Consider the following 23,027-nt stretch of genomic DNA (forward strand, 5'->3'; position numbering starts at 1 on the left):
GGGCTTGAAAAACCTCCTTTTTCGTACTGGGAAACCCAGTTATATATGTTTGCACTCGAGACGTTAAACTCCTTAGAGTATGTTTTGGATTGTATAAAACGAATAAAAAGAGTCAGTCGTTAACTTGTTGAATCTCACCTCAAACAAGCTAAATGAAAGAGAAATTCTCTGAAATGACTGACTCTCAGTGGCAAGTTGTCGAAAAAATAATTGATAACCAAAGAGCCCGCCATCATTCGCTGCGAACGATAGTGAACGCCATATTTTGGATTAACAACACGGGTTCCCAATGGCGAAATATGGAAAGTAAGTACCCTCCATGGCAGACTGTTTACTGGATGGCCAGCCCCGTATCATTTTCGAAAGTTCAAGCTGCGCGGTATTTGGGAGGAATTGCTGGACTGCCTTGCCATTGAAGAACGTAAACGACAAGAAAGACAGGCCACACCTAGTTTACTTGCTATTGATAGTCAAAGTATTAAGTCAGTTCAATTCGTCAGTACAGAAATAGGAATTGACGGGAATAAAAAAATAAATGGACGAAAGAGGACGATTTTAGTAGATACCTTAGGCATCCCGTGGTGCGTCAAAGTGACTTCTGCTGGGGTATCTGATAACCAAGCTGGTATTAGAGCACTTGAAAGCTTAAAAGGTAAGGTACCTCGCTTGCAGGCAATCATCGGAGACCATGGTTATAAGACGACTTTCATCCAACATGCCTGTAAAGAGTATAGCTGGAAGGTAGAAATTGTACAAAAACCAGAATCGGCTCAAGGATTCGTGCCACAGAAAAACCGCTGGCAGGTCGAAAGGTGGTTCGGATGGCTCAATTTCAGACGCCGATTGGCAAAGGATTACGAGAAAACCGTTGAATCTTCTGAGGCCATGCTACAAATTGCCTATACAACCATACTGCTCAATAGGTTGCCAAATTAGTTTCCAAAACATACTCTTAGATGTCTTAGCAGCTCCGTGTTCTTTGTAGTAATTCACTATGGTCAGTTTTTCCTCCTGACTCCATGATTTTTGATGCTTTCCCATTGAATCACAAATTTAAAAGTTATACCCTAATTTGTGTCCAACTTTTTAGCGGGCTAGATTCATACGCTCTAATTCAGCTACTCGTTTGAGTAGTTCTTGCGTCTTAACCGCTTCGGAATCTTGTTGAACAACCATAGTCGTACCTCTTGTGTGGTTTGGTGAATACTCATAAATCCAACGATAAACCGTCGTTGTACTCACTCCCCACAATTTACAAAATTCAATAATACGAATCCTTTTGTTGAGAATGTCTGCTATTTTCTCACGTTTGAACGCCTCACTGAAAATACGACTTTTACGAATCTCGTATTTTGTACTTTTACTAGTTTTTAATTTTGAATTTGCCATCATTTGTTGCGTTTTGAAGGCAACCTATTTTAGGCAAGGACAAAGGACAACAGCATATTCGACACTCTGCATTCGACCTTCGACATTTTTTACAACATTCCTTCATCAGCAAAACTTAGGTAGCCAAGCTCAGAGACAATCAAATGGTCTAAAACAGGAATGTCAAGCAGTTTGCCAGAAGTAACCAGTCGACGGGTAAGCTCCTTGTCGGCTTCACTTGGTTTCAAATTGCCAGAAGGATGATTATGTACCAAAATCATCGAACTCGCAAGGTGTTCTAAGGCTGATTTAAAAATGATTTTGGGGTCGGCAACGGTGCCCGAGATTCCTCCTTGGCTAATTTGAACTGGGCGTATGACTTCATTGGAACGAGTGAGAAGCAAAATCCAAAACTCTTCGTGGGGTAGATCCATCAAATACGATCTGATTTGTTCATAAGCATCTTTAGAAGAGGTTATTTTGGGGCGGCGCACTACCTCGCTGTCTTTTCTACGCCTTCCTAATTCCAAGGCTGCGGCGATAGAAATCGCTTTTGCTTCGCCGATTCCTTTGATCTTCATTAAATCTTTGAGGCTAATTTTTGCTAACTCATTGAGGTTGTTGCTTGCTTTTTGAAGAATAATTTTTGACAAATCAACGGCTGATAATTCTCGCGTGCCCGAACCAATCAAAATGGCGATGAGTTCGGCATCAGACAATGCCCCTTTCCCTTTTAACAATAACTTTTCGCGGGGACGGTCTTCTTCTGCCCAACTTAAAATCCGCCGTGAAGTGCTGTACTCTGTTTCTTCAAAAGCCATATTCAAATGCGAGGTTGCTCAATCTTGCTGAAAATTATAGTAACTTGCCGTGGAAAATCATGCGATATGCGCAATTATAGTATTATCATACCTGTTTATAATCGCCCCGATGAATTAGGGGAATTGCTGGAGTGTCTTGCCCAACAGACCTTCAAAAACTTTGAGGTAGTGGTCGTGGAAGATGGCTCCAAAATCAAATGTAAAGACGTTGTGGACGCTTTTAAGTCACAGTTAGACATTGCTTACTACTACAAAGAGAACGGAGGACAGGGGTTTGCCAGAAACTATGGCTTTGAACGTGCCAAAGGAGACTATTTTATTCTTTTGGACTCAGATGCACTTTTAGAACCCAATTATTTAGCAGTAGTTGACAATCGTTTGAATACCGATTATGTGGATTTGTATGGTGGTCCTGACACCGATCATCCAAGTTTTACGGCCATTCAAAAGGCGATTAGCTATTCGATGACATCGTTTTTTACAACAGGGGGGATTCGGGGTAAAAAAAGCAATCTAGGAGGTACGTTTCACCCAAGAAGTTTTAATATGGGGCTGTCGAGAAAAGTGTGGGAGAAAACGGGTGGCTTTCAAATCAGCCGAATGGGAGAGGACATTATTTTCAGTATTTCAGCGCTTCGATTGGGCTTCAAGTCAGCGCTCATTCCTGAAACTTTTATATACCATAAGCGAAGGACTGGCTTTGGAGCTTTCTTTAGACAATTACGTTTTTTTGGTCGGGCTCGTATCAATATTGGGAGGTTTTATCCTACTGAGTTGAAATTAGTACATACTTTTCCTCTGTTATTTACGCTGGGTTGCCTGAGTATTCCTTTTTTAGGGTTGATTCATCCGTGGCTATTTTATTTGGGTGCGGGTTTTCTTTGTCTTTACATCACGCTCCTTTTTATGGATGCTACCCGTCAGTCTAAAAGTGTAAAGGTTGGTTTTTTGAGCGTTATTGCGGCATTTGTGCAGTTGTTTGGTTATGGATTTGGTTTTATTCAAGAAGGGTGGACGCGATTATTTGAAGCCAAAACCCACCGCGAAACGGGAGCTCATATAGAGTATCCTTCTTAGGAAACAAAAAGCTGGAACATAAAAAAGGCGACCCTCGGGCCGCCTTTTTTGTAGTGTCATTGGATTAGTATTCCCACAAACCGTGCTCTAGTTCCATCAATTCGTTTTCTACTTGAATTGATTTCCAAAGAGCTGATTTTTCGCTACCATAGATACTGATAAGGTCGCGATCCATTGGATTTGAAAGTTTTGTAATACGACCGTTGAACAAACGCAAGTCGAACGCATCGGCTAGGTTTTTGTGTTGAGCGGTATTATATTCGTTAAACCAAATGAATTTTTTCGGGTCACTACGGAAAAGCTTATCCAAGTCTTTGTACTTAATTGTAGCCACAGGCATTTCAAGGCCAGCGGGGTGTACATCGGCAGGGATATAGATTGTAACCGTCTGAATGTCATAGTATTGGCGTGAACGCTTACGGTCAAACACCCAGTCTTCTTTAATTTCCAATACTGACAACTGATCAGGGAAGTACATGTTCTCAGCAAGTGCAGTGGCTTCTGCAGCGGCTTTAGCAGCAGCTTCTTCGGCCATCTTCTTCTTGATTTCTGTAGAATCCACTTTTGGAGGTTGAACTTTCGCTACAACAGCTCCTTTTTTACCTTTTGTGGTTTTCTTTTTAGTCGGAGTACCCCAACCATCATCAACGGGCTGGGTTTCTTTCTTAGGAGTACTACCCCAGCCATCGTCAGCAGGTTTGGCAGCTGTTTTTTTGTCATCCTTTTTGGTGTCTCCCCAGCCGTCTGTACCTGTAGTAGCGTTGTCAAGCCCAAAGCCAGCTTTCTTTTCTTCTTCCGTTAGTACTTGACCTTGATTAGGGATTTGGAGTTTTTTTACAAACTCGTCCATCGTCATTTTCTTGGTCATATCTTGGTCAACGTAAGCATCCAAAAGCCCCGCTTTCACGGCGTCCATGATGTACTTGGTGATTTCGTTACCTTTTGAAAACATGGGCTGGTTTTGCTTTTCCTTCAAATCCAACCGACGCCACAGTGTACGTTTCATCATGATGTCTGCATCATTGAATTCATGTACTGAGAGCGGATTAACCCCACGGTTATCTTTCTCCTGCGCCAACGCTCCTAAGCTCACAGTAGCTAATGCTACGCATCCCAATAAGGTTTTGACTCTGTTCATTTTATTTTGTATTTAATTCGCTAGGGTATTAACGAACAATTTGTTACAAACGATATGCTTGTTTCCTGCAAAAATATTAGTTCAAAGGAATGTTTCTCAACTGAGTAGGTAAACCCGCATCATTTACGCTTCCTTTAAAGTTTTTACGTTGAACGCCCGAAACCTCAATAAACAGACGGTCACCAGCCTGAGCTTGTGATGCCAATGGTGCAATTGAACCACTAGGACCACTAATAACTACGGGCTGACCAACAGGGCGGTTGTTGCGTACAAGTCGAACGGTCATTTCTGAAACACGGAAACTTGCGTCTTCAGGCGAGAAAGCTTTAAAGCTTGGGTCTGCAACAGCATCCACGCGGATGTTACGTGCCATACTTGCCTGAACACCTTTACGCTCATCTGCCAAAGCTCCATTGATGTAATACTCAAGACTTGGACGAGGAACTGGTGTAACGCGGAATGGCTCATTACCCATTACATTTCCTTGGTTTGAAATGCTGAGGGTTACGTTTCGGCTGTTGGGTACGATGATTACTTTTCCTTTACCGTTGTTGATAAATTCGGCACCATCGCCACCAAATGATGGATTCCACAAGGCACCAAGTGCGGCACTTTGTACGCTCAACACGTTTTTACAACCAAGGTAAAGCGGCGGCAATGTTCCTGTTTCAATTTGGTACGTCGGACGAGCTACTTTGTACTCATACTTCATTGAAATAGACGTATCGCGGCCACTTGGGGTTGGGAATGAAATAACTCCTTGCAATACTTTTGTGGCCAAACCATCTTTGTCGTATGCACCACCTTGTGCCGTAAACTCGATAATACCTTTACCATCTTGAACCCGTACTGGAGAACCACCCAAGCTCATGCGTGGGGTAAGCGCACTAGAAGAAGCGGCAATGAACATTTCGCCTTTGAACTTCGTCCCAGCCACAACCACCTTCGACTCGGCACTAATCATGGCCAAAATTTTGTCAAACTTGATGTCTTTTGCTCCTACTTTTGCGGCGAGGGCATCCAACACCTCTGCTTCCAAACGACGGATTTCCGATTGGCGCTGGCTCAATACCGCCAACGCTGCTGGAACGGGCGTTTGTTCAAAGTTGATAGCTGCAAAATCTTTGTTGCGCTGATCAGCATCACGTTTAGCGAGAGGATCGTCTTTGCCGTCGAGTGCCAACGGAGCAAAGTTCGTACCAGCAAGCTTGTTCATTTGGTCAACAAACCCGTTCAACTTGCTTTTAAGCTCATACGCTTTCCCATTTTTACCAGGACCAATCATGTAGATAGCCACTTTATCTTCTTCGTTGGGGTTTTTCACTTTGCCCGTTTCGGGGTCAATTCCACCACCCGCTTCGTCGATAAGTTTTGTTTTGATGGCATCTATCTCTGATACAATCCCGCTGGCGATTTTGCGCACATCTTCGGCTTGTTTTACGATAGCGACTTCAAACGCACGGTTTCCAGACTTTTCCACTTTGTCGCGGATGCTTTCAACCGTTCTTTGATTTATTTTATTGGCAGCATTTGCCGAACCTTCCATACTTGTGTTCAACAATTGGAATTTTTCCAATAACGCCGAACTCACTTGCAAGGCCAACATCGCTGTTAGTACTAGATACATCATCCCGATCATCTTCTGCCGGGGTGACTCTTTTCCTCCTGCCATTTTTGTAGATTACAGTTTTAGTTTACGGTATTACAGATACTTGCTCTTGGTACGAGACCTAAGAACACGTTTTAGCCACGCATGGCAGCAAGCATGTTACCATACACATTGTTAAGCGACGTGATGTTGGTAGTCAACTTAGACATTTCGGCTTTGAACTGCTGTGATTCTTTCGTCGCATCAGCCATGTTTGACATGGCAGTCGTCAAATTACCGTAGAAAGCGTTCATCGCTTTCAAATGCTTCGTCGTATCTTGCAATTCTAGTTCGTAAACTGCATTAAGGGCGCCCATGTTTTTAGTAATGAGCTGAAACTGCTCACGGTATTGTTGTGCGTCTTTGGTCGCATCCGCCATTGATGACATGGCGTTGATAGCTACTCCGTACGACTTGTTCATTTCGTTGATTGCGCCAGATGCTGTTTTTACATTTTTAGCGTAATCGTTCGTAGCCACGGTTGCGTCCGTCAGATCGCCGATTTTTGAAACATTATCCGTCAAGCTCTTAAAGCTTTTACCCAAATTTTGGAAAATCTCAGGAGTGATATTTGCTTCAGCAAGCATTTTATCCATGTTGGCTGTTAAGCCTGTTCCTTTTTTCTCTTCTTTGCGAGGGGCGGCTACTGGTGCCGAGTCGTCTAATAATTCAGGATATACTTTTTCCCAAGCGTATTCGTCGGCAGCAGGATATAGAAAACTTTGAACTGCATATAATACGAAAATGAAAGCTTCAGTCAAAAGACCAACTGTTAGAATCTCACCGCCACCTTCGACGTGAGTAATTTTTGCCCAGGCACCGATGATAACAACCGCTGCACCGAGCGCATAAGCAGTAGGGACTATTTTACTCCAGAAAATACCTTGCTTTTGTGCTGCCATGATTTAATCAAAAAAATTGGTTATGAGATCAGTTAGAAATTATTTGTTTTAATATAGAAAGGGACAAAAATTGGGGTGCCGCTTTATGGGCAGCACCCCAATTCAGTAAAATCATTTTGATGGATTATCTTTTACGTCCTCCGCGAGCAGTTGCGGCACGTCCTGCTAGGTTTTCGACCACGCAACGGAAACCGATGAAAGCACGTTTGTTGTCTTCATATTCCCAGCTACGTGTTCCTGTTTCGAGGAAGTAAGCGACGTCTTTCCATGAACCACCACGGATAATTTTACGTGGTTCGTCAGGATTATCATTCATTGGGTTCATATCCCAGTTAACAACGGTCGCATTGTCGGCAAAGGCATCTAGTGTCCATTCGGCTACGTTACCTGCCATGTTATAAAGGCCATAATCGTTGGCGTTGTAGGCATTGGCAGGAGCAGTGTAAGGGTAGCCGTCGGCATCGTAGTTACCACGTTGTGGTTTAAAGTTCGCAAGGAAACAACCTTTGCCGTTGGCCACGTAAGGGTTACCCCAAGGGTATTTGGCCGAAGCACGACCACCACGTGCTGCCCATTCCCATTCTGCTTCGGTAGGAAGACGGAACTTAGGTGAGCTGTATTTCCCTTCTTTTGAACGGTAATCGTTGTACAGATTAGAGCGCCAAGTTGAGAAATAGCGAGCGGCTTTCCAGCTAACACCTACGACAGGGTAAGTGTCGAAGGCTGGGTGAGAAAAGTAGTATTCGGTCATTGGGTCACCGTTGTGATAGGTGAAGTCTTTCCGCCATACTGTTGTGTCTGGGTGATACTTTGCCATGATTTCTTCTTCACCTAGCACAGACAGTGAGTCGGTCATCAAAGCAGTGACGAATTGACGGTACTCGTGGTTGGTGATTTCAGTATCGTCCATGTAGAAAGAAGTAATTGTCACGCGGCGGTTGAAGTTTACCTGCGTTGCTGCTACGTCTTCATCAGCTTGTCCCATCATGAACGAGCCTGAAGGAATCAAGACCATACCATAGGGTGTATCTTGCTTGTAATCTTTACGACCAGCTGCAATGACTTCCCCATTCCGAACACCGACCTCTTGTTTGGCTCCTTTTTTGCCACCTTTACTTCCTCCTTTGCTGTTTTTACCGCCAAATTTGTCTTTGACAAAACCGCAGCTTTGTAGCATGACTGCTACCATCACAATCCAAGCTCCTTTGGTGGCATAGCCGAAAAATCCCCTTTTGTTCATGGTTATTCCCGTTAGATTCAAAATTTCAGTATAGAAACGAAGTTCTATGAGTTTATTGTGTGCTTGTTTTTAAATTTCTGTTGTTTATTATCGCAATTAGTTCGCTACTGAGCCCTAAAAATTCTAAAAACAGCCCAAAATTACTAAAAAAGCGATAACTTTTTATCAAACCTGTACTGGTGGTCTAACAATAATTCTGCCAAATGGCTTGTCGTAGTAAAAAAGTTTCAGCAAATAGTAGAATACAGTTGATAAATAGGGTAATTGCGCTTGTTTCTAATATCTAAATCGTGGTGTACGAACGGGCATAGCTTTACGCTTAACAAATGGTGGTAAGGCATACGATAACATCATCTCAAACGATGCAGGGGCTTTGGTTGTTCTACCAAAACCTGTTAAATCGACCGCACCACCCAATCGAAATGATTGCCAATTGACCCCAGCAAGTAAATTAACAGATTCCTGTAAGCGGTAGGTAATGCCTCCAAAAATCCAGTCATTCCAAGTTGCCATGGCACCTCCTTCGATAGAAAGGGTTTTGGTACTGAAATTAACGGGCGTTTTTACAAGTACCATTGGTTGAATAATCAGACCATAAATAGGCTCAAAACGATAACCTGCGGTTAGATAAGCGTTGGGTTCTAAGGCATTTTGAGCATCTCCACTCAAACTAAACTTCGGACGGTTGAGGTGATTGATACTCGCGCCCACGTAAAAGGTGGTAGCATCGTAAAAAGCCCCCAAGGCAATGTCGGGCTGGCTTTGTCCCAGTCGCCCAGTTGGGATCAGTGGATCACCCGGGTCACGCGAGATTAATTTATTAAAATCAATGTAACGGTTCTGAAATCCAACGCGAGCACCAAGCGCTAAGGTATTATCGTTGATGTTCATCTTATAAGCATACGACAACTGAACTTCTTGGCTACCCATGGCACCAAGTCGGTCGTTTACATAATTGACCCCAATGGCGCTTTTAATAAAATTAAGCGGCACGCTTCCCGTAAACATCAGGGTATTGGGGGCGCCACCTTCGCCGCTGGAGGTTTGATAACCTTGCCATTGCATACGGTTGATAAGCTGAAAACGCGTAGTACCGTCTTCCCCTGCCGTAGCTGGGTTAAAATAAAGCTGGCTGAAAGGAAAAAGCGTAAACTGTGCGTCCTGCTGGGCGTGCGAGATGGCAGAATGTCCTAACCAACTTATAATACTCAATAGAAGTAGCCGTGGGTATTTCATATAGAAAAAGGGGGTATTTTCAATACAAACGACAATTAGGGAAAAAAATTTGATATAAAAAAAGGGTTGAAGACTCAACCCTTATCTTAACGCATAAAATGATTCTAATGTTGCAACAACCTCCAAGAGTTCATTGGAATGGTGTTTCGTTGCTTTACTTTTAAAGGTTATTGGCCTTTTTAATGTAAATTTCGAGTGCCCCTGTCATGGAAGGAGCATTGGGCATTGGTGCTTCAATGTCCAAAATCAAACCTGCATCCGTGACAGCTTTGGCGGTTGTTGGGCCAAAGGCAGCAATACGAGTTTTATTCTGCTCAAAATCAGGGAAGTTACGGAACAAAGACGTAATTCCAGATGGGCTAAAAAAGCACAAAATGTCGTAATATACATCGGTCAGGTCGGATAAATCGGCTGACACGGTTTCGTACATGACTGCTTCCGTCAGGTGTAATTCATGGTTGCCCATAAACTCAGGAATATCATTGCGACGCTTATCAGAGCACGGGAATAAAAACTTTTCGTTTTTGTGCTTTTTGATAAGATCAAGCAAATCGGCTGCTGTTTTTTGACCCGCAAAAATTTTGCGTTTCCGAATCTGAATATATTTCTGCAAATAATTGGCGGTTTGCTCGGTCACGCAAAAATATTTCATTTCAGCGGGCATTTCGAGCTTGGCCTCCTTACAGATTCGGAAGAAGTGGTCAACAGCATTACGGCTCGTAAAGATGATAGCCGTATGGTCCATAATGTTGATTTTCTGTTTACGAAAATCTTTGTATGATATCCCTTGTATTTCTATAAACGGGCGGAAATCAACCTTGAGGTTGTACCGGCGCGCTAACTCGAAGTAAGGGGATTTTTCGTCACTTGGACGAGCTTGTGAGACAAGAATACTCTCTACTTTATTCAATCGGTCTTGTTGCATCAAAATCGTTTCACTCATATCAGAACTTCCTACAGGGCATACCTAACCCCGATGATGAGGGGGATTAATTCGACGATGCAAAGGTACGAAATTAAATATAAACTTTTAACAGTTGTGCTCCTGCTAATTGTAAAGAAGATAAGAATTATCCTCAAAACGTAGAAAATTACGCCTGGTATAAGCAGCATAGACCGCACCAAAACAGTCCAATCAACAATATAAAACGACGTTAAAGCCGCCAAAAGAAGCAGACTGCTGTAAAATAGTAGTGAGGATTGCAGGATTTTGAAAAAATGGATATTAGCCACTCCTTCTAAGTTGTACAAAGAGCCAAGAATATACAGTCCCGCGTATTTTGCAAACAACAAGCCCAAGCAAATAAAGATGACCTTGATGTAGTCAACCCAAGTATCAAAAAGCGATTGACCAGATAGAATGAGTTCTTTGGACGAGAATAAATTATATTGTTTGTCTTGGGTAAAAATGTACAAATAGCCGAGCTCCAAACACAAGAGTACGACAAACAGCAGGTTGACCCTACTAAAAGGCTTATTGATTAAAAACGATTCGTCGCGTACATCTACCTGAAACAAATCGGGGAGGCTATAAAGCCGCTCGAAGGCGCGGGGATAACCGTTGAAGAGAAAAGCAGCAAAGGAGAGTAAAAACAATAGTCCAAGAATGAAAAAATTGGAAATGCGGGCATCTTCTTTGGGAAGAAGATTTAAGAACGATTCTTCTTCGATGGTGATGAGTTTTTCGATAGCGGCTTTTTTATGCCCAATGAGTATCGTCTTGCCAACTTGCCCTGGAGTGCCGTAAAGTGTAAGCATTAGCTGCGGACGGCGATACACTTTGTACAAACTATCAATGCTCATTACATACCACTGTCCACCTTTCAGGTTTTGCCTCAAGGAGCTATTCAAAAACAAATAATTGTTTTTATCGACATAAATTAATAATTCATAATGCCGATTACTCTCAATGTCAACAATGGTATTGATGGAAAGTTGGGTGTTGTGCTGCTCGGCCACGTAAGGCACGTATTCTTTTTCGCGTTGGTCATACACTAGCCAATCTTGGGTCAAATCTTTGACCAAAAAGTACTGTTTGTTGGGACCTACCTCGGCCTTAGCAGTCAATGAAAAAAGAACAAAAAACAGGGAAAAGCAGCGTTTTGGGTAAAAAACACGCGATTTGGCCAAGGAAGAAAACGTTCCTAAGCTAGAATAGTTGGAAGTACTATGTGTTAAGAAAATCAACGTGTTTGTGCGGCTTTTGTCGATGATATAATCAGACAATAAAAAAACAGGCAACTATCGTTTGCGATAATTGCCTGCAAAATTATACATTTTGACGGTATTTATTAGGCTTTGCCCAATGCTTTCAACATCGTTTCGCCAAGAAGTGCAGGAGATTCTACCACGTGGATGCCACACTCACGCATGATACGCATTTTTGCTTCGGCAGTGTCGTCTGCTCCACCGATGATGGCACCCGCGTGCCCCATACGGCGTCCTTTTGGCGCTGTTTGGCCTGCGATGAAACCAACGACAGGTTTTGTTCCGTTTTCTTTGATCCAATGAGCAGCGTCAGCTTCCATGCTTCCACCGATTTCACCAATCATGACGATACCTTCTGTTTCAGGGTCATTCATAAGTAATTCAACCGCTTCTTTGGTAGTTGTACCAATGATTGGGTCACCACCGATACCGATGGCAGTAGTTTGGCCAAGGCCCACACGGCTCAACTGATCCACGGCTTCGTAAGTCAACGTACCTGATTTAGACACAATCCCAATCGTCCCTTTCTTGAAAATAAAGCCAGGCATGATACCTACTTTACATTCGTCGGCAGTCATAACACCTGGGCAGTTAGGTCCGATGAGGCGGCATTCTTTGGTACGGATGTACTCTTTGGCCATCATCATGTCTTTGGTTGGAATACCTTCGGTAATACAAACAATCACCTTGATACCCGCATCAGCCGCTTCCATGATAGCGTCGCCTGCAAATGCAGGTGGAACGAAAATAATTGAGACATCAGCGCCGGTTGTTGCAACAGCATCAGCGACTGTGTTGAACACAGGACGCTCAAGGTGAGATTGTCCTCCTTTACCTGGAGTAACGCCTCCGACAACATTCGTACCGTACTCAATCATTTGTTGAGCATGGAAGGTTCCTTCCGAACCTGTAAATCCCTGTACAATTATCTTGGAATTTTTATTGACTAATACGCTCATTGGTGGTTAGTGTAAAATTGCGTGATTCAAGATGTTAACTTTATTTTATTCAAGACAGGAGTCTAAAATTTTCCAGTAAAAGTAGGTTTAAATGAAGAAAGTACAAAAGTTATTCGTCAAGAAAAATTTTAAATTCAAAAAAAAACGCCCCAATTAGCGACGAAAATGGAGAATATCCCCTACCTTGTTAAAGCCCTTGAGACAGGGATTTTGGGTAGTTTTTTTACGTCAGAGCCTTGTATTAAACGGTTTTTGAACCTAGCCTAAACTTACTTTTTTCATGCTACATCTTTCCAATGCCATTTCCGACGCCGTTTTAGCGCTTGTCTGTATTGTTGCTTTTTTTCGCTTTTTTGCTCGGCAACCTTTTTATAATCGAATTTTGTGGGGCATTTTTTTGGTCACGACGGCACTGGCAGCGGCGGCGGGTGTTTTTAGGTATTTGGGCGTCAAAGATTTGACGGCTACGCATCGTTCGCTTTCTACCTTGGCAGGAAGTGTGGGGTTGGTGGCAGTGGTAGTAGCGATTTGGGCGTTGGTGATGCGCCAAAGTATGTCGAAGTGGGTGGTGGTAAGCTCGGTAGGAGTGGGGTTGTTGATTTTTGTGACGTTACTCGACCCCGCTTACGAAGTGTTTGGTTCGGTTATACAGGCGTTTTCTATGCTTTTGGTCATGCTCATCGCTGTTTTTGGGCTAATGAAAAAATACCAAAAAGCGGTTTGGATTGTGGTAGGGGTGATGATTATTGGGTTAGCAACAAAAGTAGCTAACAATCACCTCCCCTTCAATCCCACGGATGTCTATCACTATGCGTTGGCGGCGATGGTTGTTTGTTTTGGTAAAGCCGTTTAGCCTTCGGCTTTGGCATTTTCGATACTTTGAACAAAAGGTTTTAGCCCTGTATATAAAAGGAAGCACGAAAGTCCAGTAGCCATGACCAACGTGATGGCGAAAGACAAATGCACTTGATTGGGGTCATGGAATAGTTTATCGTTGAGAAGCCCGACCATGAGTGGCCCTCCCCCCAAGCCAAGTAAATTGACCACAAACAAAAACAAAGCGGAGAAAGTAGCCCGCATAGGCGCAGGTATCATTTCCTGAACCGCCGCCGTAGCTGCGCCATAGGGCATGGAGGTGGCAAAACAGCAAAGCGCCAATAACACCACAAAACCTTGAATGGGAGCAGGCGTAAGGGTGAAAAAAATAAGGACAACCAACGCTAAAAATAGCCCAATGGACATCCCGATGAAACCTACCCGCATTTTGGCATCGGCCTTGCCTTGTTGGGTGAGTCGGTCGCTGTAACGGCCACCTACAATAACGCCTCCCGTGGAAAAGACGGTAACGATACTACCAAGTAACAACCCCGCTTGGGCTTCGGTGAGGCCGTAGTGGCGAACGAGCAAAGTAGGTGTCCAAGAGGTGGTAGCGTACGAGCCAAAAGCCATAAAGGCAATGCCGAAAAACAAACATAAAATAGCGGGACGATTGGCGGCAAAATACCGTTTAACTTCTTGGGTTGAAACGGCGGCTTTGGAAGCGTTTTGGCGTTCGGGTTCTTTGATGGTAAAAGCAATAAGGGCAACAATAAGTAGCCCAGGGATACCCACAATGAAAAACACGCTTTGCCACGGATAAATATCCCCAAAGAAAGGTATGCTCCAAGTCCCTTCAACGCTCACCAGTTTTAGGATGAGGGCTACCAATAAAATGGACAAACCTGAGCCTAAGTAAACACCGATGTTATAGATACCAAGGGCCGTACCCAGTTTTTGGCGCGGAAATAAGTCGGTAATGAGTGAATAAGCGGCGGGAGAAAGGGCAGCTTCGCCGATGCCTACGCCCACCCGTGCAACGAACAGCTGATTGTAACTGCCCGTGACTCCGCAAAGGGCAGTCATGATGCTCCAGATAGTAATACCCCAAACAATAATGCGTTTGCGGTTTTTTCGGTCGGCCATGCGGCCAATGGGAATGCCAAGAAAGGTGTAAAAAATGGCAAAGCTAAACCCAATGAGCAGTCCTACTTGGGTGTCGGTAACGTTAAAATCTCGTTTGAGGGGTTTAACAAGTAAGGTGAGTACTTGGCGGTCGATAAACGACGAAATGTAGGCAAGCATGAGCACCGCTACTACGTACCACGCGTAGCGGAGGTTGGGAGATGAATTCATGAAGTCGGAAAGGTTTAGGAGATGAGTATGCGTCGGCTTACTTTTGTACTTTCACAATATACTAATAGGAAGCTATTAAAGGCCACAGAAATGCGAAAAATCCTCTTTTTTTTGTTGTTATTCGTAGATAATATACTTTTCGCCCAAATGAACCTTGAAAAAGACCTTGACCAACTCTTGCACCAGCGGTTTGACAAGAACCAAGCGGGTATAGCGGTAATGGTGGTTAAGGAGGGCAAAGTGCTTTATAAAAAAGGAGTAGGAATGGCCAATGTGGACACAAAAGAACCGCTCAGTTCACAGTCTAACTTTCGGATGGCGTCGGTGTCTAAGCAGTTTACGGCCATGTGCATCATGTTGTTGGCCAAGCAAAATCGGCTTTCTTATGACGATAATTTACTTCGGTTTTTTCCTGATTTTGAGCCAACTGTAGGAAAAAAAATCAAAGTAAGGCATTTGCTGACGCATTCGTCGGGGATATGGGATTATGAAAATAGCCTGCCCGAGGAGCGTACTGTCCAAATTTTGGATGCCGAAGTAGTGGCAATGTTGGGCAAAGAAACCCGAACGTATTTTGACCCTGGGACAAAGTTTCGTTACAGCAATTCGGGTTTTTGTGTGTTGGAACAAATTGTCGAAAAAGCGTCAGGGATGTCGTACGTAGATTTTATAACAAAACACATTTTTAAGCCACTTGGCATGTCCTCCACCCGAGTTTACGAAGCGGGGACGAGTATCCCGCACCGAGCCATGGGTTATGCCAAAAATAAACAAGGAGAACTCATCGCTTCTGACCAGAGTATTACCAGCGCGACCAAAGGGGATGGTTGTGTTTATACCTCGCTAGAAGATTATTATAAATGGTGTAAAAGTTTGATAAATAACAAGTTGGTTTCTTTGGGAGCAGAATTGAAAAAAGTAACTGTCCAGCTGCCAAGCCCATCACAAGGACAATATGGGTTGGGTTGGTTTTTTCAGGAAAATAAAACCGAAGCCTTGGCCTTGTACCATACAGGAAGTACGTGTGGTTTTAGCAATGGTGTGCTCATCGTTCCTAGTCGAAAATATTTGTTTTTATATTTTTCTAATATTGCCGATAATCATGGTATTGAGAAAGAGTTGATTTCGCTTGTCAAAAAACACAACGTCTATGATACTTCATTTGATTTTTTAAACATGGTGAATTTAACCAACTAATTCATTTCTTCAGAAAGGTGTTGTTTCTCTGGCGCAATAAATAGTAGCTTGTTATTTTAAATTGAAGTAATGATGTACTTTTGTGCGTAAAGCGTACGTTCATATATAAGATTCTTACAACCCAAAACGATACGTCCATGGCTCAAAAACTACCTTGGAAAAAAAGTTGGCTATTCATCGGCGTACTTTTCATTAGTAGCTGTAGTATTAGTTCCGAATCGGTTTCGCTCAAAGAAATCTTGCATCAGTCGGCTATCAAATCGTCAACGCCTAAATGCAAAGAAGGAGACTTTGTTTGTTGTAAAAAGACACCCGAACGTTGTCCCCGTACTCGACCCATCATCTAACCATTGGTTTAGTATTTACGACGGTTCAGTTTCTAAATTAGCACTTTCGTACGCAAATGATGAGACTTGCGAACGCAAGTGTTTATTTTTGTTAATGACCGTTGATTCACGCGCATGAGAACCCGCTTAAACGATAGAAAACTCTTGTTTCTCGGCCCCTTGGTATTGTGGGCAGTGGCGACGGTTTTTTTTAATTTACCTACCCTTTGTAAAGACAATTGGACTGCCGCAAAGTTTTTGATGGCGAGCCTTGCTTCGGTTTATTTTTCGTGGTTTATGGGCCGCTGGCTCATTGTGGCAGTGCGACACCGAAATCCAGGGCTAGAAAAAGTCAAACAACGCCTGATTGCGCTGGGCTTTTTGTGCATTCCTGCGGTGGTTATTTTGGTGATTCAGCGTTTGCTTTTCTTCGATTATTTTGTCTATAGCAATTATCCCAAGTTCGATTGGTTTCACTCCGAAACCCTCTTTATGGTGGGGCTTAATCTGTTTTATTTAGCCATTATTTTTGCCGTCTATGAAAGCCGTTATTTCTTCAGTGAGTGGCTGATTAGCAAGCGAGAAACCGAAGAATTGAGCCGCGCCAATTTAGAAATGCAGCTTGATTCCCTTAAAAATCAAGTGCAACCACATTTTTTGTTCAATAGCCTCAATACGCTTCAAGCGTTGGTGAAGTCCAACGAAAATAAAACGGCGGTGAAGTTTATTGGAGACTTATCGCAGGTGTATCGGTATTTGTTACAAAGTAATGAACAACAGCTGATTTCGCTCGAAAAAGAGCTGGAATTTACCCACGCGTATTTTGGGTTATTAAAAACTCGTTTTGAAGACGGTATTTCGTTGGATGTCAATATTGACCCTGCTTTTCGCTACGCGCACATTCCACCTTTGACGCTGCAACTTTTGGTTGAAAATGCCGTAAAACACAATATTGTCTCTGTTTCTAAGCCATTGCATATCAAGATATTTACAAATAATATAGGGGAGTTGGTGGTGCAAAATAACTTGCAGTGCAAACCCAACAATTCTATGCCATCGAGCCAAAAAGGGTTGGTAAACATTACTTCTAAGTACAGTCTCCTGCGCCAACCTCAGGTTCAAATCTACAAGAAAGAAGATATGTTTGAAGTGAAACTCCCCCTCATCGACGTAGCTGTGCCAGCGGGGGCCGTTTATTGAGTGTAACCGACTATGAAAGTAATTATTATTGAAGACGAAGCCTTGGCGGCTCGACAACTGAAAGCCATGGTACAAGAATGCGACGAAAGTATCGAAGTTGTGACCTTGCTTGATAGTGTCGAGGCATCGGTGGCGTGGTTGCAGGCCAACGAAAGTCCCGACTTGTTGTTGATGGACATTGAACTGGTAGATGGGCAAAGTTTTGAGATTTTCAACCAGATAGAGGTGAAAAGTCCCGTCATTTTTACGACAGCCTACAACGAATACGCGATTCAGGCATTTCGGGTCAATAGCATTGATTACCTGCTCAAACCCATTGATGAAAAAGCCCTTCAACGCAGTTTGCAGAAATTTAAGGAGCTAAAAAAACTCTACGGAACTACGTCTGATAATTCGTTGAGCATCAATGAGCTAGTGAACGCGATTAAACAAACAAAGCCTCCTCAAACCGACTATCGCGAACGTTTTTTGTTGAAACAAGGCTCTCGTTTGGTTCCCATTGCGGTCGAAGACATTGCCTATTTTTATAGCCAAGAACGGCTGACATTTGTTAAAACTTGGGACGAACGTTCGTACGTGATTGATTATACTTTGGATGAATTAGAGTGTATCCTCAATCCTAGTTGTTTTTTTCGTGCCAACCGCCAAATAATTCTTTGTGCCAAAGCCGTGGATAAAGTACACCTACATTTTAATAGCCGCCTAAAACTTGACTTAAAACCTGCTACTCCCGAAGAAGTGTTTATCAGCCGAGATAAATCGGGAGAATTTCGTCTTTGGATGGGGGAATAACCGTACAGAGTTGTCGTAGGTTTTTCGTAGTTTCATGGCCTAATTTTATTTAGTGCCAGTATTCATCAATAAAACCCAACAACAACCCTTGCAGTTATGGAGAGTTCTTTGTCGCCTGCCGTAGGCGAATCTTCCCGTTATGAATCTTCTGCTTCGAGCCGAGATTTTTTTCTTGACATTCCACCTTATTTATATGCCGTAGTGTTCTCGTCGCTCTGTGTGATTACGGGGCTTATTTGGGACATTTGTTGGCACATGAGCATTGGCCGCGATGGACTGCTATCGCCTCCGCACGTGGTTATTTACGTGGGAGCGGTGGTTTCGGGCTTGTTCTCTGGCTACCAAGTTCTATACACTACTTTTAAAGGAAATGCGGCCGAAAAAGCCAAAAGCGTCAAAATTTGGGGCTTTTTCTACAGCTCATTGGGGGCATTGTTTTGCATTTGGGGGGCTATGATGATGCTTACATCGGCTCCTTTCGACGATTGGTGGCACAGTACCTACGGCCTTGATGTTCAGATTCTGTCCCCACCGCATACAGTATTGGCTTTGGGAATTATTGGGGTTCAATTTGGGGCAATTGTGAGCGTGATGTCGGTTAAAAATCAAATGAAAACCGCGAAAATAGACACGGATTTTTCACAACGTCGGCTCAAACGCCTCAACCTGATGTTTGCGTTATCGGGTGGTTTTTTGATGACAATGTGGTACACCTTGTTGTCGGAAGAACTTGGCAGCTGGGAAATGCACAACGCGAGTTTTTACAAATTGTCGGCTATGGCGTTTCCTATCTTTTTGTTGGCAATGGGGCGCGGCAATGGCGGACGTTGGGCAATAACTTCTGTGACGGCCGTTTATACTGCTTTGATGTGTTTGACACTCTGGATTATTCCATTGTTTCCTGCTGAACCTAAATTAGGCCCCATTTGGAATCACTTTGATCATTACCAAGGATTCGCCTTCCCGATTTTGTTGTTACTGCCTGCTTTAGCGATGGACTGGCTAATGCACCGCTTTGCGTACCTAAAAGATTGGAAGTTGGCCGCCCTCATGAGTTTGGCCTTTGTACTTGTTTTGTTGTTGGTACAATGGCCTTTTGGGAGTTTTTTGCGCGAGTCTCCCTATTCTCGTAACTGGATTTTTGGAACACACTATTATTATTTTGGCAACGACCCCAACTGGGAATACCGCTACAAATTTGCCCCTTGGACGTTGCAAACAACTTCACAGTTTGCGCTGGGAATGGTATATGCGCTGGGCTTCGGCTACGTATCGTCTCGGATTGGCTTGGCGTGGGGGAAATGGATGCGAACTATTCAACGATAACCAGAGGAGGAAACAATCATGCAGTTAGTTAAGTATAAAAAAATCGCTTTTCTCCTCAGTCTAAGTGTATGCCTTGTGCTGCGATTACATGCTCACGTAGGCAGTTCGGGCGTGTTGTACCAAGGACAAGCAGGCGGGTATCGGGTGCTGGTGAGTTTGATGCCACCCGATGTGATTCCAGGAACGGCGAACGTGACGGTATATGTCGAGGAAGGAAATGCCAAAAAAGTAATGGCGCGCCCGATTTATTTCCGAACGGGAGATGAAGGCGCTCCTTCGGCCGATGAACTTTTGCCTGTTGTTGGTCAAGTTGGTCAATTTCAGGGTGTTGTATGGTTAATGGCAGGAGGTGCATCAAGTGTCCAAATCACCATCGAAGGCGATAAAGGAAAAAGCGAATTGGTGGTGCCGATTGCGGCTATTTCCACCGCCCAACGCAAAATGCCTGCGGGTTTGGGGGTGCTGTTGAGTGTGTTGGGATTGTTATTGGTGGTATTGCTAGTAACAACCATTGGTGCCAGTGCCAGCGATGGGTTATTGAAAGCAGGAGAGTCGTTGACGACTAAGCAAAAACGCGCTCGCTTAGTGAATATGGGGGTTGCGGTGGTGGCGTGTACGCTCATTTTGTACGGCGGAAGTAGCTGGTGGAGTAGCTGGGCTGATGACTATAAACAGCACTTATACAAACCCTTAGAAGGAAAAGCAGGAGTAATTAACCAAAGCAGTGAACGCCTTTTTCAACTCAAGATAGATACGACACACCTTCTCAAAACAAGGCAGCGAAATACGCTGAGTTTTTTGATACCCGATCACGGGAAATTGATGCATTTGTTTTTGGTACGTCAACACACGTTAGATGGCTTTGCCCATCTTCATCCCGAGCGACGAGATACTGCTACGTTTGAGGCGTATTTGCCAAAACTCCCCGCAGGTAAGTATCTCGTCTATGCTGATATTGTGCAACGCTCGGGATTTACGGAAACCATCACCGATACAGTCGAAATTCCTGCCATACAAGGAAACATTTTTCCCAAAACAGACCCCGAAGATACTTATGTGGTGTCGGATCCGCTGAACAATCCCAAGCGGATTCCTGTGGATGAAAACGTGGTGATATGCGGAAAACCTGGAACAAGCACCAAGCTAAAAGATGGCTCTACGGTCGTTTGGGAGGGCAAATCGAACGTCGCGTTTGAAGCAGGAAAACCCTACCAACTGGCATTTGAAGTGTTTGACCCTAGCGGAAAACCTGCGGTTTTAGAGCCGTATTTGGGCATGAACGGTCACGCGGCTATCGTGAAATCGGACGGTAAAGTGTATATCCATTTGCATCCTGTGGGGACGTATTCGATGGCCGCCCAACAAAGTATGCAGAGCCGAATTGCGGATACCACCAAAATTTATCGCCTGACAACTTCTCCCAAGATATTCCGAGATAGCATTGACCGCTACGTGGCAAGTCTGAAGGCAATGACACCTTCGGAGCGTGACCGATTGTTGATGCAAACCATGACGGGCATGAACTCGCACGCCATGGGCAGCATGAAACACGAAAACCGAATCCTGTTTCCGTATGCTTTTCCCAAAGAAGGACAATACCGTATTTTCTTGCAAATTAAGCGAAATGGGCAGGTTTTGACAGGGATTTTTGATGCCGTTGTGAAAGCTCCTGCGATGTAGTGAGTGGGGCGGTCTGACTATCGTCTGACCTCGTCTCGGTCAGACGATAGTCAGACCGAGACGAGTAGTCGGAAAAGAAAATCGGACGCTTTAAGGCTGTCTTTGGAACTCAAATCAAAAAAAGTTAATTATTTTGCGAACGGCGTTATTGATAAAAAATACCCCAATCGCAAACTTCATGGAAATAGACATAGAATTTCTTCACTCACGTTTTAATGGTTTGTTTGAGCTAAACTTGCTTAAAGAATTAGCGCAAATAGGTACCTACATGGAAATTGAAGAAGGGCACGTACTGATGCGCCCAGGAGCTTATATTCGTAGTGTACCCATTATTTTGAGCGGCTCTATCAAAATCTTGCGCTCCGACACCGATGGTCGAGAGGCTTTGCTGTACTATTTAGGAGGGATGGATTCGTGTGCAATGTCATTAACTTGTTGTTTAAACCGTCGTAAAAGTGAAATTACAGCCATAGCGGAAGAAAAAACAAAACTGATTTCTGTGCCCGTCGAGAAAGTCGAAGAATGGGTGTCGAAGTATTCCTCGTGGAAACAATTTGTGTTTGCCACTTATCAAAAACGATTCGATGATTTGTTGGGAGCTATCGACCAAATTGCCTTCCGAAAACTTGATGAACGCCTTTTGAGCTTGTTGCAACGCAAATCAAAACAATGCGGATGTAGCGTATTTACGGTAACGCACGAAGAAATCGCGGGCGAATTGGCCACGTCGCGCGAGGTGATTTCGCGTTTGCTCAAACAACTCGAAAAACTAGGACGAGTAAAGCTTTCACGCAATAAAATTGAATTAATGTAAAAAAAAGAGGCTCTGTGATAATTATCACTTACTGCCCGTAAGCGTCGCTCTACTTTTGCAGCATCATTCAATCCTTCTGCAAGCGTATGAGCACGTTAGAAATTTTCGGTTTTGGAGCCTCTATTTTGATTGGCGTTAGCCTCGGGCTTATTGGCGGTGGCGGTAGTATTCTGACGCTGCCTGTTTTAGTGTATCTTCTTCATCTTAACCCAGTTACCTCAACGGCCTATTCGCTGTTTATTGTGGGTTCTACGTCTTTGGTTGGTTCGTTTACCTACATGCGTAAGGAGTTGGTTAATTACCAAGCGGCGATTGTTTTTGCGATTCCATCGTTCATTGCGGTCTATCTTACGCGGAAGTATTTGGTGCCTTCGATTCCAAGCTCATTGTTTACGGTAGGCGGCTTTGAAGTGACCAAAAACATTGCCATCATGGTCTTTTTTGCCCTTGTGATGTTGGGTGCTTCTTATTCGATGATTAAAGATAAAAAAGAGGCCAAAGGAAATGATTCGGAAGAACTGAAATTTAATTACCCCTTGATTGCCCTCGAAGGCGGTGTGGTGGGGATATTAACAGGAATCGTAGGTGCTGGAGGAGGCTTTTTGATTATTCCTGCTTTGGTGTTATTGGCACGCTTACCGATGAAAATGGCCGTAGGGACGTCTCTGCTTATCATCGCCGCCAAATCACTCATTGGTTTTGTGGGTGATATGTCCAATATGCAAGTTGATTGGCCCTTTTTGCTCGAATTTACCGCCTTGTCGGTGGTAGGAATCTTTGTCGGGACTTATATGTCAAAATACATTCCTGGCGAGAAACTTAAAAAGTCCTTTGGATGGTTTGTATTGGTAATGGGTATGTATATCATTGCTAAAGAACTCATGTTCAGTTAAAAAAACACTTGTGTGACCAATGTCACGGTA

23 protein-coding genes are annotated in these 23,027 nt (G+C 43.6%); 12 read left to right on the forward strand and 11 right to left on the reverse strand.

Going from position 1 to position 23,027, the window contains the following annotated elements:
- The first annotated feature begins 173 nt into the window (after positions 1-173).
- The gene (locus tag AC23P2_RS12255) at positions 174-416 is read left to right on the forward strand and encodes a transposase (RefSeq protein WP_487773752.1); all 243 of its coding nucleotides are present in this window, start codon (positions 174-176) and stop codon (positions 414-416) included.
- On the forward strand, positions 328-936 hold the full coding sequence (locus AC23P2_RS12260) for an IS5 family transposase (protein WP_487773753.1): 609 nt from the start codon (positions 328-330) through the stop codon (positions 934-936). The genes AC23P2_RS12255 and AC23P2_RS12260 overlap by 89 nt, the downstream gene beginning before the upstream one ends.
- Before the next feature lie 150 nt (positions 937-1,086).
- On the opposite strand, the gene AC23P2_RS12265 is transcribed toward AC23P2_RS12260, so the two are convergent.
- Complete coding sequence (locus AC23P2_RS12265; protein ID WP_487773467.1) at positions 1,087-1,392, reverse strand: transposase; 306 nt, start codon at positions 1,390-1,392, stop codon at positions 1,087-1,089.
- A gap of 86 nt (positions 1,393-1,478) precedes the next feature.
- Positions 1,479-2,189, reverse strand: a complete 711-nt coding sequence (gene radC / locus AC23P2_RS12270) for a RadC family protein (RefSeq protein ID WP_487773468.1) — start codon at positions 2,187-2,189, stop codon at positions 1,479-1,481.
- Between the two features lie 66 nt (positions 2,190-2,255).
- Between radC and AC23P2_RS12275 the strand changes: the two genes are divergently transcribed.
- Positions 2,256-3,266 carry a glycosyltransferase family 2 protein gene (locus AC23P2_RS12275; protein WP_487773469.1) on the forward strand — a complete coding sequence of 337 codons (1,011 nt, stop codon included), beginning with the start codon at positions 2,256-2,258 and terminating at the stop codon, positions 3,264-3,266.
- A gap of 64 nt (positions 3,267-3,330) precedes the next feature.
- Here the strand turns inward: AC23P2_RS12275 and porN are convergent, their stop codons facing one another.
- The 8 genes from porN to sucD all read right to left on the reverse strand — a co-directional run bounded on the left by porN (position 3,331) and on the right by sucD (position 12,597).
- Positions 3,331-4,404, reverse strand: a complete 1,074-nt coding sequence (gene porN, locus AC23P2_RS12280; protein WP_487773470.1) for a type IX secretion system ring subunit PorN/GldN — start codon at positions 4,402-4,404, stop codon at positions 3,331-3,333.
- 76 nt (positions 4,405-4,480) lie between these two features.
- The gene (gene porM / locus AC23P2_RS12285; RefSeq protein WP_487773471.1) at positions 4,481-6,076 is read right to left on the reverse strand and encodes a type IX secretion system motor protein PorM/GldM; all 1,596 of its coding nucleotides are present in this window, start codon (positions 6,074-6,076) and stop codon (positions 4,481-4,483) included.
- Between the two features lie 71 nt (positions 6,077-6,147).
- Complete coding sequence (gene porL / locus AC23P2_RS12290) at positions 6,148-6,954, reverse strand: type IX secretion system motor protein PorL/GldL (RefSeq protein ID WP_028525222.1); 807 nt, start codon at positions 6,952-6,954, stop codon at positions 6,148-6,150.
- A 124-nt stretch (positions 6,955-7,078) separates the two neighbouring features.
- Positions 7,079-8,194 carry a T9SS ring complex lipoprotein PorK/GldK gene (gene porK / locus AC23P2_RS12295; protein ID WP_028525221.1) on the reverse strand — a complete coding sequence of 372 codons (1,116 nt, stop codon included), beginning with the start codon at positions 8,192-8,194 and terminating at the stop codon, positions 7,079-7,081.
- 276 nt (positions 8,195-8,470) lie between these two features.
- Positions 8,471-9,430: a PorP/SprF family type IX secretion system membrane protein gene (locus tag AC23P2_RS12300; protein WP_487773472.1), complete on the reverse strand. Its 960-nt coding sequence runs from the start codon at positions 9,428-9,430 to the stop codon at positions 8,471-8,473.
- A 160-nt stretch (positions 9,431-9,590) separates the two neighbouring features.
- A complete protein-coding gene (locus AC23P2_RS12305) occupies positions 9,591-10,373 on the reverse strand; it encodes a uroporphyrinogen-III synthase (protein WP_183973783.1) in 783 nt (260 codons plus the stop codon).
- 11 nt (positions 10,374-10,384) lie between these two features.
- Entirely contained in the window at positions 10,385-11,497 is a 1,113-nt protein-coding gene (locus tag AC23P2_RS12310) for a DUF4271 domain-containing protein (protein WP_487773473.1), read from the reverse strand.
- 224 nt (positions 11,498-11,721) lie between these two features.
- A complete protein-coding gene (gene sucD / locus AC23P2_RS12315) occupies positions 11,722-12,597 on the reverse strand; it encodes a succinate--CoA ligase subunit alpha (RefSeq protein WP_122931681.1) in 876 nt (291 codons plus the stop codon).
- Positions 12,598-12,877: 280 nt separating this feature from the next.
- On the opposite strand from sucD, the gene AC23P2_RS12320 reads away from it, so the two are divergent.
- Complete coding sequence (locus AC23P2_RS12320) at positions 12,878-13,450, forward strand: DUF6962 family protein (protein ID WP_028525216.1); 573 nt, start codon at positions 12,878-12,880, stop codon at positions 13,448-13,450.
- On the opposite strand, the gene AC23P2_RS12325 is transcribed toward AC23P2_RS12320, so the two are convergent.
- On the reverse strand, positions 13,447-14,769 hold the full coding sequence (locus tag AC23P2_RS12325) for a spinster family MFS transporter (protein ID WP_487773474.1): 1,323 nt from the start codon (positions 14,767-14,769) through the stop codon (positions 13,447-13,449). The two genes, AC23P2_RS12320 and AC23P2_RS12325, sit on opposite strands and share 4 nt — an antisense overlap.
- Positions 14,770-14,916: 147 nt before the next feature.
- Between AC23P2_RS12325 and AC23P2_RS12330 the strand changes: the two genes are divergently transcribed.
- The 8 genes from AC23P2_RS12330 to AC23P2_RS12365 all read left to right on the forward strand — a co-directional run bounded on the left by AC23P2_RS12330 (position 14,917) and on the right by AC23P2_RS12365 (position 22,997).
- Complete coding sequence (locus AC23P2_RS12330; protein WP_487773475.1) at positions 14,917-15,966, forward strand: serine hydrolase domain-containing protein; 1,050 nt, start codon at positions 14,917-14,919, stop codon at positions 15,964-15,966.
- Between the two features lie 137 nt (positions 15,967-16,103).
- A complete protein-coding gene (locus AC23P2_RS12335; RefSeq protein ID WP_028525213.1) occupies positions 16,104-16,313 on the forward strand; it encodes a hypothetical protein in 210 nt (69 codons plus the stop codon).
- A 114-nt stretch (positions 16,314-16,427) separates the two neighbouring features.
- Complete coding sequence (locus AC23P2_RS12340; RefSeq protein ID WP_487773476.1) at positions 16,428-17,492, forward strand: sensor histidine kinase; 1,065 nt, start codon at positions 16,428-16,430, stop codon at positions 17,490-17,492.
- A gap of 12 nt (positions 17,493-17,504) precedes the next feature.
- Positions 17,505-18,284: a LytR/AlgR family response regulator transcription factor gene (locus AC23P2_RS12345; RefSeq protein WP_487773477.1), complete on the forward strand. Its 780-nt coding sequence runs from the start codon at positions 17,505-17,507 to the stop codon at positions 18,282-18,284.
- 96 nt (positions 18,285-18,380) lie between these two features.
- Positions 18,381-19,610: a hypothetical protein gene (locus tag AC23P2_RS12350; protein WP_487773478.1), complete on the forward strand. Its 1,230-nt coding sequence runs from the start codon at positions 18,381-18,383 to the stop codon at positions 19,608-19,610.
- 18 nt (positions 19,611-19,628) lie between these two features.
- Complete coding sequence (locus AC23P2_RS12355) at positions 19,629-21,290, forward strand: hypothetical protein (protein ID WP_487773479.1); 1,662 nt, start codon at positions 19,629-19,631, stop codon at positions 21,288-21,290.
- A gap of 178 nt (positions 21,291-21,468) precedes the next feature.
- Positions 21,469-22,104, forward strand: a complete 636-nt coding sequence (locus AC23P2_RS12360; RefSeq protein WP_487773480.1) for a Crp/Fnr family transcriptional regulator — start codon at positions 21,469-21,471, stop codon at positions 22,102-22,104.
- Positions 22,105-22,190: 86 nt separating this feature from the next.
- A complete protein-coding gene (locus AC23P2_RS12365) occupies positions 22,191-22,997 on the forward strand; it encodes a sulfite exporter TauE/SafE family protein (protein ID WP_487773481.1) in 807 nt (268 codons plus the stop codon).
- Positions 22,998-23,027: the final 30 nt, after the last annotated feature.

This window comes from Runella sp. R0.1_18 (assembly GCF_057652155.1).

Excerpts from the sequence above, each read along its gene's own strand:
- AC23P2_RS12255 (WP_487773752.1), top strand. The coding sequence starts at position 174 with ATGACTGACTCTCAGTGGCAAGTTGTCGAAAAAATAATTGATAACCAA.
- AC23P2_RS12265 (WP_487773467.1), bottom strand. The coding sequence starts at position 1,392 with ATGATGGCAAATTCAAAATTAAAAACTAGTAAAAGTACAAAATACGAG.
- radC (WP_487773468.1), bottom strand. The coding sequence starts at position 2,189 with ATGGCTTTTGAAGAAACAGAGTACAGCACTTCACGGCGGATTTTAAGT.
- AC23P2_RS12275 (WP_487773469.1), top strand. The coding sequence starts at position 2,256 with ATGCGCAATTATAGTATTATCATACCTGTTTATAATCGCCCCGATGAA.
- porN (WP_487773470.1), bottom strand. The coding sequence starts at position 4,404 with ATGAACAGAGTCAAAACCTTATTGGGATGCGTAGCATTAGCTACTGTG.
- porM (WP_487773471.1), bottom strand. The coding sequence starts at position 6,076 with ATGGCAGGAGGAAAAGAGTCACCCCGGCAGAAGATGATCGGGATGATG.
- porL (WP_028525222.1), bottom strand. The coding sequence starts at position 6,954 with ATGGCAGCACAAAAGCAAGGTATTTTCTGGAGTAAAATAGTCCCTACT.
- porK (WP_028525221.1), bottom strand. The coding sequence starts at position 8,194 with ATGAACAAAAGGGGATTTTTCGGCTATGCCACCAAAGGAGCTTGGATT.
- AC23P2_RS12300 (WP_487773472.1), bottom strand. The coding sequence starts at position 9,430 with ATGAAATACCCACGGCTACTTCTATTGAGTATTATAAGTTGGTTAGGA.
- AC23P2_RS12305 (WP_183973783.1), bottom strand. The coding sequence starts at position 10,373 with ATGAGTGAAACGATTTTGATGCAACAAGACCGATTGAATAAAGTAGAG.
- sucD (WP_122931681.1), bottom strand. The coding sequence starts at position 12,597 with ATGAGCGTATTAGTCAATAAAAATTCCAAGATAATTGTACAGGGATTT.
- AC23P2_RS12320 (WP_028525216.1), top strand. The coding sequence starts at position 12,878 with ATGCTACATCTTTCCAATGCCATTTCCGACGCCGTTTTAGCGCTTGTC.
- AC23P2_RS12325 (WP_487773474.1), bottom strand. The coding sequence starts at position 14,769 with ATGAATTCATCTCCCAACCTCCGCTACGCGTGGTACGTAGTAGCGGTG.
- AC23P2_RS12330 (WP_487773475.1), top strand. The coding sequence starts at position 14,917 with ATGAACCTTGAAAAAGACCTTGACCAACTCTTGCACCAGCGGTTTGAC.
- AC23P2_RS12335 (WP_028525213.1), top strand. The coding sequence starts at position 16,104 with ATGGCTCAAAAACTACCTTGGAAAAAAAGTTGGCTATTCATCGGCGTA.
- AC23P2_RS12340 (WP_487773476.1), top strand. The coding sequence starts at position 16,428 with ATGAGAACCCGCTTAAACGATAGAAAACTCTTGTTTCTCGGCCCCTTG.
- AC23P2_RS12345 (WP_487773477.1), top strand. The coding sequence starts at position 17,505 with ATGAAAGTAATTATTATTGAAGACGAAGCCTTGGCGGCTCGACAACTG.
- AC23P2_RS12350 (WP_487773478.1), top strand. The coding sequence starts at position 18,381 with ATGGAGAGTTCTTTGTCGCCTGCCGTAGGCGAATCTTCCCGTTATGAA.
- AC23P2_RS12355 (WP_487773479.1), top strand. The coding sequence starts at position 19,629 with ATGCAGTTAGTTAAGTATAAAAAAATCGCTTTTCTCCTCAGTCTAAGT.
- AC23P2_RS12360 (WP_487773480.1), top strand. The coding sequence starts at position 21,469 with ATGGAAATAGACATAGAATTTCTTCACTCACGTTTTAATGGTTTGTTT.
- AC23P2_RS12365 (WP_487773481.1), top strand. The coding sequence starts at position 22,191 with ATGAGCACGTTAGAAATTTTCGGTTTTGGAGCCTCTATTTTGATTGGC.